A 13,759-nucleotide genomic window follows, 5' to 3' on the forward strand; every position below is an offset into this window, starting at 1 on the left:
CGTGCGGCGCCGCCGGGGTGTGCGGACCAGGGTCGGGCGGTGACGGTGCGGCCATGTCTCCAACATGCCGGTCGGTGAGCCGCCACGCGAGCGGTTCGACCGCCGACACTCCGTCACGACCTGCGTCCCCCGACCGGGCTGGTTAGCATTCCCCACGATGACCGCCGGTGGACCGAGGCACGAACGGGCAGCGTCGCCGTCGCACGGTGGTGCCGCGGCCAGCCGGTCGGGTCAGACCCTGACTGTCCGTGACCGAGCGATCGTCAGCCGGCGAACCGTCGAGTTCCTCCACCACGTTTCCGCAGTGACGGTGAACCGACCGGCCCACTGACACGTACCCCGCAACGGATCGTTGGGAGTCTCACCTTGGGTTCCGACCACGCCCGTCCCGCTCCGTCCGCCCCACCCCGGGTGCGACGGATCCTCGTCATGACCGTGGTGCCTCTCTTCGTCGCCACCGTGATCGCGGCCCTGGTCCTCTGGCCGCGCGGCGGGTCACCGCAGTCGGACGGCGAGGCGGACGTGCCGCGCTACCGCGGCACGGTGACCCGGGTGGTGATGGAACCGTGCCCGCCGTCGCCGTCGAGCCCCGAGGGCACACCGCGCGTCGGTGACGGCCGCTGCGGCACTGTCGACGTCCGTGTGGACGACGGACCGTCGGCCGGGGAGCAGGTCGAGACGCCGGTGCCCGACGGGCCGGGCGCACCCCGGGTCGAGGTCGGCGACGAGGTCATCCTGGTCGAGCTGACCGACCCGACCGACCCCACCATCAGCAACTGGAACGTCGCCGAGCACCAACGGGGCACCCCGATGCTGTGGTTGGCTGTCGTCTTCGCCGCCGCGATCGTCGCGTTCGGTCGGTGGCGGGGTCTCGCCGCGCTCGCCGGGCTGGCCGCCAGCTTCGCCATCCTGCTCACCTTCGTGTTGCCGGGTATCGGCGCGGGCAAGTCACCGCTACTGGTGGCGGTGGTCGGCGCCGCGCTGATCATGTTCGTGGTGCTCTACCTGACGCACGGGGTCACCGCACAGACGTCGGTGGCGGTGCTCGGCACACTGGGCAGCCTGGTGCTGACCGGCGTGCTCGCCACCGTCGCCACGGCCGCGACCCACCTCACCGGCTTCGGCAGTGAGGAAGCCACCACCCTGTCGATGTTCCAGGGCGACGTGGACCTGCACGGCCTGCTGCTCGCCGGCATCATCATCGGCTCCCTCGGGGTGCTCGACGACGTGACGGTCACCCAGGCGGCCACCGTCACCGAGTTGGCGCACGCCAACCCCGGCCTGACCCGGTTGCAGTTGTACCGGGCGGCGACCCGCGTCGGCCGGGCGCACATCGCGTCCACTGTCAACACCATCGTGCTGGCGTACGCGGGCGCGTCGCTGCCGCTGTTGCTCCTGCTCACCGCCGATTCGCGTCCGATCGGGCAGATCCTCACCAGCGAGTTCCTCGCCCAGGAGATCGTCCGCAGCGCGGTCGCCACCCTCGGCCTGATCGCCGCCGTGCCGCTGACCACCGGGCTGGCCGCGGTGGTGACCGCCGCCGGTCGCACGGACAGCACGTCGCCCGCCGACGCCACCGCCCCGCGACCGCAGCCGGACCGGGCCGAGGCGCTCGCCGCACTGATCTCACCGCGAACGGGTCACTCCGACGAGCCCGACCCGACGCGGCCCGCACCCCCATCGACCGCCGCCGACCGGTGGCCGGAGCCGAACAGGAGCACGGATACGACATGGTGACACTCCTCAGCGTGACCAGATCGGGCCCACACCCTGAGAACCGCGTCACTGGTCACTCACCGCTATGGCGAAATGACGCTTTTGGTCGGCATCCAGGCGTAGCTCACCCGGTCGACTCTCGGGTAACCTCGCTGCCGGTCACCGATGAAGGCGCGAAGCGGCGTCTGCGGTGCCACCGCCCAATCGCCAACCGGCGAGCCGGGGACCCAGGTACGTGGGGTGAATCCGCGTCAGCGGTAGGGGCCACTTCCGCCCCGAACCCGTCAGCTAACCCGGTCGGCGGTCGACGGAAGGGAACATTGTGACGGCACCCCTACGCCGCTGGTTGACACCCGTGGTGGCCGTGATCGCCGCACTGACCGTGCTCGCCGGGCCCCTCCCGGCCCACGCCGCCCCGACGACTCCCACCCCGTCCGGGCACGAGGAGGACGGCGAGCCGCAGCTGCTCACCGACGTCATCGAGCAGGCCAACCGCGACTACTCCGCAGCCAAGTCCCAATTGGACAAGTCCAAGAAGCGGCAGGGCGAGCTGGCGCGGGAGGTCGATCGGGCCCGGGCCGACCTGGACGCGCTGACCCCACAGGTCGGGCAGATCGCCGCCCAGTCGTACCGGACCGGCCGCATCGGCGCGCTCGCGATGCTGTTGGAGAGCAAGGCCCCGGACGCGTTCGTCCAGCGCGCCTCGCTTCTCGACGAGATGAACATGGTCAACGAGAAGAAGCTCGCCGAGGTCAACGCGGTGAAGGCCCGCGCCGAGCAGGCCAAGCAACTTCTCGACGCGGAGGTCCGCGAGCAGCAGAAGCAGACCGCCCTGATGGCGAAGCGCAAGAGCGAGGCGGACAAGGCGCTCTCCCTCGTCGGCGGAAAGGGCTTCACCGGCGGCCTGGTTGACGCCACGTCACCGGTTGCCAAGATCGGCCCCGGCCGCACCGCCGACGGCGACTGGAAGCCACAGTCGTGCAGCGAGAAGGACCCCACCACGTCCGGCTGCGTCACGCCCCGCACGCTGCACGCGTACAAGGAGGTCAAGCGGGCCGGCTTCAACCGGTTCGTCGGCTGCTACCGCTCCGGTGGGCCGTGGGAGCACCCGAAGGGCCGCGCCTGCGACTGGTCGCTGCAGAAGAGCGGCTTCGCCCCGTGGCACAACGAGGACACCCGGAAGTACGGCAACAACGTCGCCGCATTCCTCATCCGCAACGCCGACCGGCTGGGCATCTACTACGTGATCTGGAACCGCCAGATCTGGTTCCCGGCGACCGGCTGGAAGTCGTACAGCGGGCCGTCGAACCACACCGACCACGTCCACATGTCGCTGCTCTGACCCACAGGGGTATCGACCGAGGGCCGTTCCGCGTCGCGCGGAACGGCCCTCGTCGCGTCCGGTGACCGAGCGGCCCCGGTCGGGCAGGGAGCGGCCCTCGTCGCGTCCGGCGGCCGAACGGCCCTCGTCGCGTCCGGCGGCCGAGCGGCTCCGGTCGGGTCAGGCGGCGGCGGGCGCGGCCGGGTCGCTGTCGAGGGTCGTGAAGCCGGCCGGCACCGCGGCCACCGGGCGCACCTCGCCGGCGGCGAGCCGGTACGACACACCGACTACCGCGCACCGCCCCTGGGCCACCGCATCGGCCAGCACGGGCGACTGCCCGAGCAGAGTCTCGACCGTCTGTGCGATGTGGATGTCGACGATGCCGTCGATGTCCCGCACACCCTCGGCCTCGGCGCGGCGCAGGCTGGGCAGCACGGCGTCGACCACCGCGGGCAGGTGCCCCGGCGGGCGGGTGCCGGTCGCGGCGGCCTCCCGGGCCGCCTGGACCGCGCCGCACGAGTCGTGACCGAGCACCACCACCAGCGGGGCGCCGAGCACCGTCACCGCGTACTCCACGCTGCCGAGCACCTCCGGACCGGCGGTGTGGCCGGCGGTGCGGACCACGAACAGGTCGCCCAGCCCACGGTCGAAGATGATCTCGGCGGCCAGGCGGGAGTCGGAACAGCCGACGATCACCGCGAACGGGTGCTGCCCGTCGGCCACGGCGGCCCGGCGCCCGGCGTCCTGGTTGGGGTGGTGCGGGGTGCCGTCGACGAAGCGCCGGTTGCCGGCCACCAACTCGGTGTACGCCCCTACCGGCCCGCTCGACGCGGGTGCCCGGTCGGCAGTCCGCTGCGGCCCCGGCTGCCCGCCGGTCGTCCCGGAATGACTCATTCCGCACCTCGTCTCGACGCATCTGACCTGGTCAAACGGCTTCAGGCAGGCCGGCGGCGGGCGCTGGCTCGGGATCCACCGTCACACGCACCGAAAGACGCGTCAAGGGATGCGTGATATAGATTTCATACGTTGACCCCGAATCGACGGCTGGGCGACGCACCGAGGGCGGACATCCGGAGAGGCGGTCACACGATGGCGAGCACGCCGACCGGCAGCGGGCGGAACTGGACATTCCTCACCAACCACGGGCACGTCCTGCTGGCCATCGCCCGCGACCCGACCGCCCGGCTGCGGGATGTCGCCGCCGAGGTCGGGGTGACCGAACGCGCCGCGCAGGCGATCGTCGCCGACCTGGAGGCGGGCGGATACCTGCACCGGACCCGCGTCGGGCGGCGCAACGAATACACCCTCAACCCGGCCGGCCGGTTCCGGCACCCCGCCGAGGCCGACCGCCAGGTCGGCGCGCTGCTCGCGCTGTTCGCCGATACGCCCGCCGAGGAGGTCGGCTCCCAGACCTGACCCTCGTCGCCGGGCCGTTGCCCCACCGGCCACAGCGGTAATCTCTGCGGGTGCGCGAATGCCCGCCGTCGAGCGCGACCCCCTCGCCCCGCCACGCCACCCGCCCGGTCCTCAGTGGACTGCTGGCGGTTCTGCTCGGCACCGGCCTGGTGGCACCGTCACCGGCAACCGCCGCGCCCCCCTCCTGCGGCCCGGAGGGCGAGGAGGGCCTGGCCGCAGCGCCGTGGGCGTTGCGCCGGCTGGAACCGTCCTCGGCCTGGCCGCTGTCCCGCGGCGCCGGAGTGACGGTGGCGGTGATCGACTCCGGGGTGTCCGCAACCCACCCGCTGCTCACCGGCCGGGTGCTCGAAGGTCGCGACTTCAACGGCCTGCCGGCCAACAAGGGCCAGTGCGACCTCGTCGGGCACGGCACGATGATCGCCGGCATCATCGCGGGCCGGGAGGGCACCGGCGTCCCCTTCAGCGGCATCGCCCCGGCCGCCCGCATCCTTCCCATCCGGGTCCTGCCGGACCTCAGGGACACCGACGACCCACAGCTCCCCGGGCAGATCGCCGCCGCCATCGACTGGGCGGTCGAGCAGGGCGCCGACGTGATCAACCTGTCCCTGACGACGATTCCCGGCCCGGAACTCAGCGCCGCCGTCGAGCGGGCACTGGCCGAGCGGGTCGTGCTGGTCGCCGCCGCCGGCAACCAGGAGCAGGGGCAGCAGAGCAGGCCGGGTTACCCGGCCGCGTACCCCGGGGTGCTGGCGGTCGGTGGGGTCGACGAGGAGGGCGGTCACGTCGGCACCTCGATCAGCGGCGACTACGTCGACATCGCCGCGCCCGGGTTGAACATCATCGGTCCGGCACCACGGGGGCCCGGCTACCGCGCCGAGCCCAACGGTGGCACCAGCTACGCCGCCGCGTACGTCTCGGGTGCGGCGGCACTGGTCCGGGCGGCCTACCCCGACCTCACTCCAGAACAGGTCGCCGAGCGACTCAAACGCACCGCCGACAACCCACCGGACGGTCACAACGCCGACATCGGCTACGGCATGGTCAACCCCTACCGGGCCGTGTCGAGCGTGCTGGGCACCCGGACCAACCCGCCCGTCAGCGCGCTCCCGGCACCCGTCAGGCAGGACGACCCGCTGGGCCGGCAACGTACCGTCGCGATCTGGGCGGCGCTGATCGGCGGGCTGATCACCGTCCTGCTGCTGGTCGGAAGACCGATCGTGGCCCGGGGCCGCCGGCGCGATTGGCGACCGGGCCGGCGCGTCGACGCACCGGGCTTCGACTAGTAGTGCTTTGTTAGGTCGGCGTGTCGTGGGGTCATCGGGGCGGTCTGAGTAGTTCGATGTTGCGGTGACTCCTGACGAGCTTTTGGTTGTGCGGCAACGGCTTGAGGCGTTCGCCGTGGATGTGTTCACCCCTTTGGTGCGCTCGGATCAGCGGGCCAAGGGTGAGACGTATCTGCGAGGGCTGTTGCTGGACGGGCGGCGTAAGTCGATGCAGCCGATGGCGGATCGGCTTGGGGTGGATCATCAGGGGCTGCAACAGTTCGTGACGACCTCGACGTGGGACACCGAGGCGGTGCGGATGCGGTTGGCCCGTCGGGCGGTCGAGGTGGTTGAGCCGGTGGTGTGGGTGGTCGACGACACCGGTTTCCCGAAAGACGGCAAGGGCTCGCCGGGCGTGGCCAGGCAGTACTCGGGCACGTTGGGCAAGGTCGCGAACTGCCAGATCGGGGTGAGTGTCCACGCCGTCACTGACGCCGCGTCGTGTCCGCTGGATTGGCGGTTGTTCTTGCCGACGTCGTGGGACGACCAGGCTGTTGACGAGGCTGACCGCCCTGAGGTGATCGCTCGCCGGTCCCGGTGCGGGATACCTGCCGATGAGCATCACCGGCCGAAGTGGTCGATGGTCGTGGAGATGCTCGATGAGCTGGCCGAGCAAAATTTACGCCCGCCGTTGCTGGCAGCCGACGCCGGCTACGGCGATGACAGCCAGTTCCGCGGCGCTTTGGACGAGCGGTCCGTCGACTACATCATGCAGGTCAAAGGCGATGCCCTCGCCCACACATCAGACGTGCAGCCGGTGACGCGGGTGTGGTCCGGGCGGGGTCGCCCACCGACGCGCACCGACCCGCGCTACCCGAAGACTGCGGTCAGCCTGGTCGAGCACATTCGCGCCGCTGGACGAGCGGCCACGGAAACGATCACCTGGCGGGAAGGCTCGAAAGGCACGATGAGCTCCCAGTTCATCTTCCTACGAGTCCGCCCGGCCGGACACCGCGTCGCCCGTGACCCCAACGGGCTCCTGCCGCAGCGGTGGCTGATCGCCCAGTGGCCCGACGACCAGGCCGAACCGGTGAAGTACTGGCTGTCCAGCCTCCCTGCCACCACCAGCCACACCGACCTGATCCGCTACGGCAAGATCCGCTGGCGCATCGAACATGACTACCGCGAACTCAAGACCGGCCTCGGCCTGGACCACTTCGAAGGCCGCTCCTGGATCGGCTGGCACCGCCACGTCACCCTGGCCACCGCCGCGCACCTGTTCATCACCGAACTGCGCCTCGACCCAAAAGCGGATGCGCCGGCCTGACCCTTTATGCGGTCATCCGCGAGCTGCAACGACTCCTCGCGACCTGGACCGGCGCCTGCCTCACCTGCCACCAACCCGTGAAACCCTTACACCGCAACAAACGCCACAGAACCTAACAAAGCACTACTAGGGCGTGTGTCAAAGTCCTCGGTCGAGCCGAGGCGGAGTCCAGGCGGCGATCCGGCAAGGCGGAGATGGGCTCGGATACCGGTGTTGTATCCGGGCCCATCTCCAACGCAGCCGGGCGTCGTCTGGGCCCGCCGCAGGCCGGCCAGGGGCTTCGACACACGCCCTAGCGGCACCTACCGGGGCCGGAAACGATGCGGCTCCGGCCCGGATCGACCGGACCGGAGCCACACCACCGAACTGCTCAGCCCCACACCTTCGAGTTGCTCATCTCGGTGGAGACGTAGTTCTCGCGGGCGATGCCGACAGCGCCGCCGATCTCGTTCAGGATCCGGTTGATGTCCCGGACCGCCGCGTCCCACTTGGCCTGGTGCTGCTCGTAGGCAACCCGGTCCTCGCCGTCCCAGTGCAGCTTGGACAGCATCGACCGCAGCGTGTCGAGCTTCTCGTCGATGGTCTTCGAGATGGCCTGCATCTGCTGGTTGCTGCTCTCGAGGACAGCGTAGTCAACCTTGATCGTCACGATTTCCTCCTCTGCTGCCTGCGGATCACGGGTTGAGAGCAGAGTGGAACTTGTCCAGCATCTGCTGCTGCTCTTCGTCGTTGACCTGGTGCGTCGTACCCGACTTGTCGAGCAGGTCGGCGATGTTGTCCATCGCCGTCAGCAGCTTGCTGGTGTCCTCGTTCCAGCGCGTCATCAGCGACTGGAAGCCCGTCGACGCCTGACCCTTCCACGCGATAGCAAGGTCGTCGACCACGTTCCACAGCTTCTTCAGCTCGCCGTCAACCTCGCTGCGCGTGGACCGCACGTCACTCGCGGCGGTATGCAGAGTCGCTGCTTCGACCTCGAACGCCATGCTTCACACCCTTCCGTCATGTTGTGGTGGCGGCTCGGCCGCACCCCTCCCCCGCGGCAAGGCAGCAACACCCCACCGACGGACACTCCAGTGAAGACCGTAGCGGAAGCCGACCAGCCCTCGCAGCCCTGACCACCGCCGCGCGATGGATGGCGGTGAATCGGACCGAGGCGACCGGATGCCGCCCCGCCGGACGACCGATCACGACGGCTCGGCCCACGCGGTCTGGATCAGCTGCTGACCGTCACGCCGCCGGACCAGGGTGCCTCGACCCGGTGGCTGCGGGCTCGGCCGCAGCGTCCCGAAAACCGCGCCCTCCTCCCGGTTACCGGACATCAGCAGGCCCGGTGAATCCAACTCGCGCAACCGTTGCAGCACCGGCTCGTAGAGCGCCCGGGAAACGCCGCCGACCCGACGCGTGATGATCAGGTGCAGACCGATGTCGCGTGCCTGCGGCAGCAGCTCCTGCAGGGCGCTGAGCGGGTTGCTGCCACCGGAGGCGACCAGGTCGTAGTCGTCGACCAGGATGTACAGGTCCGGGCCCTTCCACCAACTACGGTCGCGCAGCTGGGCGGTGGTCACGTCCGGACCGGGCAGACGGTTGGACAACGCGCTACGGATCGAGGCCAACCCCTGCGCAAACGCCTGGTTGGACGGCGCGTAGTCCAGGAGATGATCGCCCTCCACCGCACCCAGCAGACCACGCCGGTAGTCGGCGATCACCAGACGGGCCTGCGCGGGCGTGTACCGCTCGGTGATCCCCCGGGCGATCAGTCGCAACAGGTTGGTCTTGCCACACTCCGCGTCCCCGAAGACCGTCAGATGCGGCTCGTTCGCCAGATCCAGGTAGACCGGTGCCAGCGCCGACTCGTTGACGCCGATCGGCAGACCGGGCGCCGACCGGTCGATGATCCGGGCCAACTCGCCCACCGGCAGTCGCCGGGGCAGCAGTCGGACCTTCGGGGCCGGGCGCCCCGGCCAGTTCGCCGCCACGTGCCCGGCCAGGGACACCGACGCTTCGCTGAGGTCGTCGATGTCGCGGCGGCCGTCGATCCGCGAGATCGCGGTGAGGAAGTGCAGCTTGTCCCGGGTCAGACCGCGACCGGGCGACTTCTCCGGCACGTTCGCCGCCGCCCGGCGATCGATCTCCGACTCGGAGGCGTCGCCGAGCCGCAACTCCAGTTTGGTGCCGAGCAGATCCCGCATGTTGATCCGGATCTCCGCCCACCGCACGGCGGTCAGCACCACGTGTACGCCGAAACCGAGGCCACGGTTGGCCAGGGTGGTGATGGTCTGCTCCAGCTCCTCGTACTCCTGGCGCAGCGTGTTCCAACCGTCCACCACCAGGAACACGTCACCGAACGGGTCGTCGGCGAACTCTCCGGCGGCCCGTCGACGGCGGTAGCTGGCCACCGAGTCGATGCCGTGCTGGGCGAAGCGCGTCTCCCGGTCGTCCAGGACGGCCACCACCTCGGCGACCGTCCGGCGTACCGCCTCGACGTCCCGCCGACCGGCCACCCCCGCCATGTGCGGCAGCCGTTCCAGGCTGCGCAGCGCGCCGCCGCCGAAGTCCAGGCAAAAGAACTGCACCTCGCGCGGTGTGTGCGTCAGAGCCAGCGAGGCGAGCAGCGTACGCAGCATGGTGCTCTTGCCACTGAGCGAACGGCCGACGATGACCACGTTGCCGCCGGCCCCGGCCAGCTCGACCATCATCGGGTCGCGGCGCTGCTCGTACGGGCGGTCCACCACGCCGACCGGCACGGTCAGCCGACCCCGGCCGGGCCAGGACGCGGTGCACAGCCCGTAGGTCGGGTCGACCGCCAGCGCGCCGAGCAACTCGCCCAGACCCGGCGGATCGGCGAGCGGCGGCAGCCACACCTGATGGGCGGGGCGGCCCCGACCCTTGAGCTGGGCGATCAGCACGTCGAGCATCGCCACGGCCTTGCCGTCGGCCGGTTGCTCCGGCTCGGGGGCGGCGGCCACCGGCATCTGCGGAAGCCGGGCCGGAACGAAGTCGAGGCCGTACGGCACGATCCGCCGCTGCACCAACGCCTGCGAGGCGCTCGCCTGCTGCCCCGGCGCCCGGTAGGCCCCCGACACGTAGGCGGCCCGGAACCGCAGCATCGTGCTGGTGTCGGTCTTCAGGTAGCCGTGACCGGGGGCGTTCGGCAGCTCGTACGCGTCCGGCACACCGAGCACGATCCGGCTCTCCACAGCGGAGAAGGTGCGCAGACCGATCCGGTACGACAGGTGCGTGTCCAGACCACGCAGCTTGCCCTCTTCGAGCCGCTGGCTGGCCAGCAGCAGGTGCACGCCGAGCGACCGACCCAGTCGGCCGATCATCACGAACAGGTCGATGAAGTCGGGCTTGGCCGCGAGCAGCTCGCTGAACTCGTCACAGATGATCAGCAGGCTGGGCATCGGGGCCAGCGGTTCACCGGCGGCGCGGGCCTTCTCGTACTCGAAGCGCGAGACGTAGTTTCCGGCCGCCCGCAGCAACTCCTGGCGACGCACCATCTCACCGGCGAGCGCGTCCCGCATCCGGTCGACGAGCGGCAGCTCGTCGGCCAGGTTGGTGATCACCGCGCTGGTGTGCGGCAGCGCCTCCAGCGAGGCGAACGTCGCGCCACCCTTGAAGTCCACCAGGACGAAGTTCAACTCCTCCGACGAGTGGGTCACCGCCAACGCGGCCACCACCGTACGGAGCAACTCGCTCTTACCCGACCCGGTGGCGCCGATGACCAGGCCGTGCGGGCCCATGCCCTCGTGCGCCGACTCCTTGAAGTCCAGCTCGACCACGTTGCCGTCCGGCCCGACGCCGAGCGGGATGCGCAGCCGGTCCCGGTGACCGCGCGGACGCCAGGTGTTCTGCACGTCCACGGTCGCGGCGTCGCCCACGCCGAGCAGGTCCGGTAGCTCCATGCTGCGGGCCAGCGGTTCCTCGCTGCTGGTCTGCTGCTGGGACAGCCGGTAGGGGGCGATCTGCCGGGCCAGCCCCTCGGCGGCCTCGGCGCTGAGCTGGTCGGGGCGGCCCAGCGGCGACGTCGAGCTGCCGCGTACCAGGTCGAGGGTGCTTCCGTCGGCGACGTCGAGGCACAGCAGCCAACGGCCGGCGTCGCGCGGGACCGTGCCGGAGAGGTCGATCACCGTCGTGCCGAGCAGACCCGGCCCCACCAGCTGACAGGTCGGCGAGACCTCGCCACCGTCGATGACCACGACCAGGTGCGCGGCGGTCGTCAACGGCTTGGCCTCGGGGGCGAAGCGGGGTCGCGACGCCAGCTCACCGGCGAGCGCGGCCTCGGCCTCGGTGAGGCTGGCGAAGACCAGCCGGCGGGCGCCGGCCGCGTCCGTACGGGCGCTGTGGTGCGCGTGTGGCAGCCACTTCACCCAGCCCCAGGACGACTGCCGGTCCGGTGCTGCGACGACCGCCACCACCAGGTCGTCGGGCGCGTGGAACGTGGCCAACTGGCCGAGCGCGGCACGGGTCAGGTTGAGCACCGGATCGCGGTCACCGCGCAGCACCACCCGGCTGAAAGCACGCACCGACAGCGCGGTCGGCAACTCGGGCACTGTGGAGTGTGCGCGGACGAACCGGCGAAGCGCGATGGCGCTCATCGGCTCCAGGTCCTCGACCGGTTTCGTCTCCGGCGGGACGATCTCGACAGCCAGCCGCTGCGGGCCGAGGGCGATCCGGGTCTCACCGAAGTCGTCCTCGGTGATCCGTCGCTCCCAGAGCCGACGGGACGCGGCGATCGACCAGAGCGCGTCGGGCTCGGGGTGCCGCCACGCCATCGCGGCCCGCTGCTGCTCGGCGGCGCGGCGGGTGCGCTTGCGCATCTGCGCCAGGTAGCGCATGTAGTCGCGGCGGTCGGCGTTCAACTCGGCCTTGTCCTTGCCACCGCTGTTGGCCAGCGAGCCGATCGCCATCCCGAGCATCGAGACGCCGAAGAGGCCGCCGGCGACGTACGTCATCATGCCGCCGCCCTTGCCGGCGTAGAGGAAGGCCATCGCACCGACCCCGCAGAACATCGGCAGGATCATGAGCAGTTGCCCCATGCCGCGGGGTGTCGGCTCGGGCAGCTCGGGGGGTGACTCCAGCAGCACCTCGCCGCGAGGTAGGGCCGGCCCCGGCTGACGCGGGAGCCGGCGGAACACCACCGTGCTCACGGCTGTCTCCTCCCCAGAAGCGGCCCTGATGACGTGCCGGCGCGGACCGGAGCCCGCGGGTGGGCATCGTACGTGCCCGCCATCGTAGGTAATCTGCCGTGGGCGCGGTGGACCCGGACCGCAGCATCGCGGCCAGCCGATCGCAGACGCACACCTGGAGGCCACTGTGGCGACGAAGACGGCGACCGGTGGTCTGAGCCGGATCACCATCGTGGCCCCGCGTACCCGAATGGATCTGGCGCTGCCGTCGGACGTGCCGTTGGCGGACCTGCTCCCCACCCTGTTGCGGTACGCCGGCGAGGACCTCGCCGACGAGGGCGCGCGGCACGGCGGCTGGGCGCTGTCCCGGTTGGGCGGCGCGCCGCTGGACGGCGGGCGCACCGCTGCGCAGCTCAGCGTCCGCGACGGTGAGGTGCTCTACTTCAACCCCCGGTCCGCGGCCGCACCGGAGATCGTCTTCGACGACGTGGTGGACGCGGTCGCCACCGCGACGAACCAGCGTCCCGGGGCCTGGCAGGCCGCCGCGACCAGGTCCTTCGCTGTGGTCTTCGCGGCGGCGGCGTTCGGTGCGGGCGCGCTCGCCGCGCTCTTCGCCGGCCCACCGCACCTGCCCGGCGCGCTGGCCGCCCTGCTGGTCGCGGTGGCGTTGCTGGTCGGCGCGGCCGTGCTGTCCAGGGCCGCCGGTGACAGCCGGACCGGCGCGGTGCTGGCCCTCCTGGGCCTGACGCACGCCGCCACCGGCGGCCTGCTGCTGCTCGCCGGCGACCGGCCGTTGACCGGGTTGGCCAGCCCGCACGTGTTGCTGGCGGCGACCGCCGCGGTGGTCGCCGGGGCCGTCGCCGTGTTGGCGGTCGGTGACCGGTACCCACTCTTCTTCGCCGCGATCGGGGTGGGGGCCGCGACCGGCCTGGGCGCGCTGCTCTGCCTGCTCTTCGGCCTCGACGCGCCGGCCTCCGCGGCGGTGGTGGCCGCGGTGGCGTTCGCCGTGGTGCCGGCGCTGCCGATGACCGCCTACCGGCTGGCGCGACTGCCGGTGCCGTCGATCCCGACCGGGCCGGAGGACCTGAAGACCGACACCGAGTCGGTGGACGGCCGGCAGGTGCTCCTGCGCAGTGAACGCGCCGACCAGTTCCTGACCGGTCTGCTGTGGACGTTCGCGTTGCTGGTGCTGGGCGCGGAACTCGTGCTGGCTCTCGACGGCCGACTGCCGGCGGTGCTGTTGTGCCTGGTGTTGGCGCTGCTGTCGCTACTGCGGGCCCGACCGCTCCTGGGCCGCGCCCAGCGCACCCCGGTGCTGCTCGCCGGCACGGCGGGGCTGGGCCTGGCCGCCGCGGCCACCTTCACCGACGGCTCACTGCCGGTCAAACTCGGCCTGGTGCTCGGCGGTCTGGTGCTGGCCGCCGTGATCAGCCTGATCTACGGCCTGACCGTCGCCGGCAAACGTATCTCACCGGTCTGGGGCCGACTCCTCGACATCGCCGAGATCCTGCTGATCATCGCACTGGTCCCGCTCGCCTTCTGGGTGTGCGGGCTCTACGGCTGGATCGTCAACCTCCGGCCCTGACCG

10 protein-coding genes and 1 riboswitch are annotated in these 13,759 nt (G+C 71.1%); of the genes, 6 read left to right on the forward strand and 4 right to left on the reverse strand.

The window, feature by feature from the left end; all coding sequences use genetic code 11:
• Positions 1 to 366 precede the first annotated feature (366 nt).
• Both O7617_RS09485 and O7617_RS09490 read left to right on the forward strand, forming a co-directional pair.
• Positions 367 to 1,737 carry a YibE/F family protein gene (locus O7617_RS09485; RefSeq protein WP_282262895.1) on the forward strand — a complete coding sequence of 457 codons (1,371 nt, stop codon included), beginning with the start codon at positions 367 to 369 and terminating at the stop codon, positions 1,735 to 1,737.
• A 166-nt stretch (positions 1,738 to 1,903) separates the two neighbouring features.
• Positions 1,904 to 2,034: riboswitch (cyclic di-AMP (ydaO/yuaA leader) on the forward strand.
• A 4-nt stretch (positions 2,035 to 2,038) separates the two neighbouring features.
• A complete protein-coding gene (locus tag O7617_RS09490; RefSeq protein WP_282262897.1) occupies positions 2,039 to 3,058 on the forward strand; it encodes a hypothetical protein in 1,020 nt (339 codons plus the stop codon).
• Positions 3,059 to 3,217: 159 nt separating this feature from the next.
• Here O7617_RS09490 and O7617_RS09495 read toward each other — a convergent pair whose 3' ends face one another.
• Positions 3,218 to 3,931 (reverse strand): carbonic anhydrase, encoded by a 714-nt coding sequence (locus tag O7617_RS09495; RefSeq protein ID WP_282262898.1) that lies wholly within the window; start codon positions 3,929 to 3,931, stop codon positions 3,218 to 3,220.
• 195 nt (positions 3,932 to 4,126) lie between these two features.
• Here O7617_RS09495 and O7617_RS09500 point away from each other — a divergent pair, with 195 nt between their 5' ends.
• The 3 genes from O7617_RS09500 (at position 4,127) to O7617_RS09510 (ending at position 7,042) form a co-directional block, all read left to right on the forward strand.
• On the forward strand, positions 4,127 to 4,453 hold the full coding sequence (locus tag O7617_RS09500; protein ID WP_282262900.1) for a MarR family winged helix-turn-helix transcriptional regulator: 327 nt from the start codon (positions 4,127 to 4,129) through the stop codon (positions 4,451 to 4,453).
• Positions 4,454 to 4,503: 50 nt separating this feature from the next.
• A complete protein-coding gene (gene mycP / locus O7617_RS09505) occupies positions 4,504 to 5,736 on the forward strand; it encodes a type VII secretion-associated serine protease mycosin (protein ID WP_282262902.1) in 1,233 nt (410 codons plus the stop codon).
• 64 nt (positions 5,737 to 5,800) lie between these two features.
• Positions 5,801 to 7,042 carry an IS701 family transposase gene (locus tag O7617_RS09510; protein ID WP_282262904.1) on the forward strand — a complete coding sequence of 414 codons (1,242 nt, stop codon included), beginning with the start codon at positions 5,801 to 5,803 and terminating at the stop codon, positions 7,040 to 7,042.
• A 370-nt stretch (positions 7,043 to 7,412) separates the two neighbouring features.
• On the opposite strand, the gene O7617_RS09515 is transcribed toward O7617_RS09510, so the two are convergent.
• The 3 genes from O7617_RS09515 to eccCa form a co-directional block, all read right to left on the reverse strand.
• Entirely contained in the window at positions 7,413 to 7,691 is a 279-nt protein-coding gene (locus O7617_RS09515) for a WXG100 family type VII secretion target (RefSeq protein ID WP_282262905.1), read from the reverse strand.
• Positions 7,692 to 7,716: 25 nt separating this feature from the next.
• The gene (locus tag O7617_RS09520) at positions 7,717 to 8,025 is read right to left on the reverse strand and encodes a WXG100 family type VII secretion target (RefSeq protein WP_282262907.1); all 309 of its coding nucleotides are present in this window, start codon (positions 8,023 to 8,025) and stop codon (positions 7,717 to 7,719) included.
• 201 nt (positions 8,026 to 8,226) lie between these two features.
• On the reverse strand, positions 8,227 to 12,192 hold the full coding sequence (gene eccCa, locus O7617_RS09525) for a type VII secretion protein EccCa (RefSeq protein ID WP_282262909.1): 3,966 nt from the start codon (positions 12,190 to 12,192) through the stop codon (positions 8,227 to 8,229).
• Between the two features lie 166 nt (positions 12,193 to 12,358).
• Between eccCa and eccD the strand changes: the two genes are divergently transcribed.
• Positions 12,359 to 13,756, forward strand: a complete 1,398-nt coding sequence (eccD, locus tag O7617_RS09530) for a type VII secretion integral membrane protein EccD (RefSeq protein ID WP_282262910.1) — start codon at positions 12,359 to 12,361, stop codon at positions 13,754 to 13,756.
• The last annotated feature ends 3 nt before the right edge of the window (positions 13,757 to 13,759 follow it).

The organism is Micromonospora sp. WMMD1155, assembly GCF_029581275.1.
GTDB lineage: Bacteria > Actinomycetota > Actinomycetes > Mycobacteriales > Micromonosporaceae > Micromonospora.

Excerpts from the sequence above, each read along its gene's own strand:
- O7617_RS09500 (WP_282262900.1), top strand. The coding sequence starts at position 4,127 with ATGGCGAGCACGCCGACCGGCAGCGGGCGGAACTGGACATTCCTCACC.
- O7617_RS09495 (WP_282262898.1), bottom strand. The coding sequence starts at position 3,931 with ATGAGTCATTCCGGGACGACCGGCGGGCAGCCGGGGCCGCAGCGGACT.
- O7617_RS09520 (WP_282262907.1), bottom strand. The coding sequence starts at position 8,025 with ATGGCGTTCGAGGTCGAAGCAGCGACTCTGCATACCGCCGCGAGTGAC.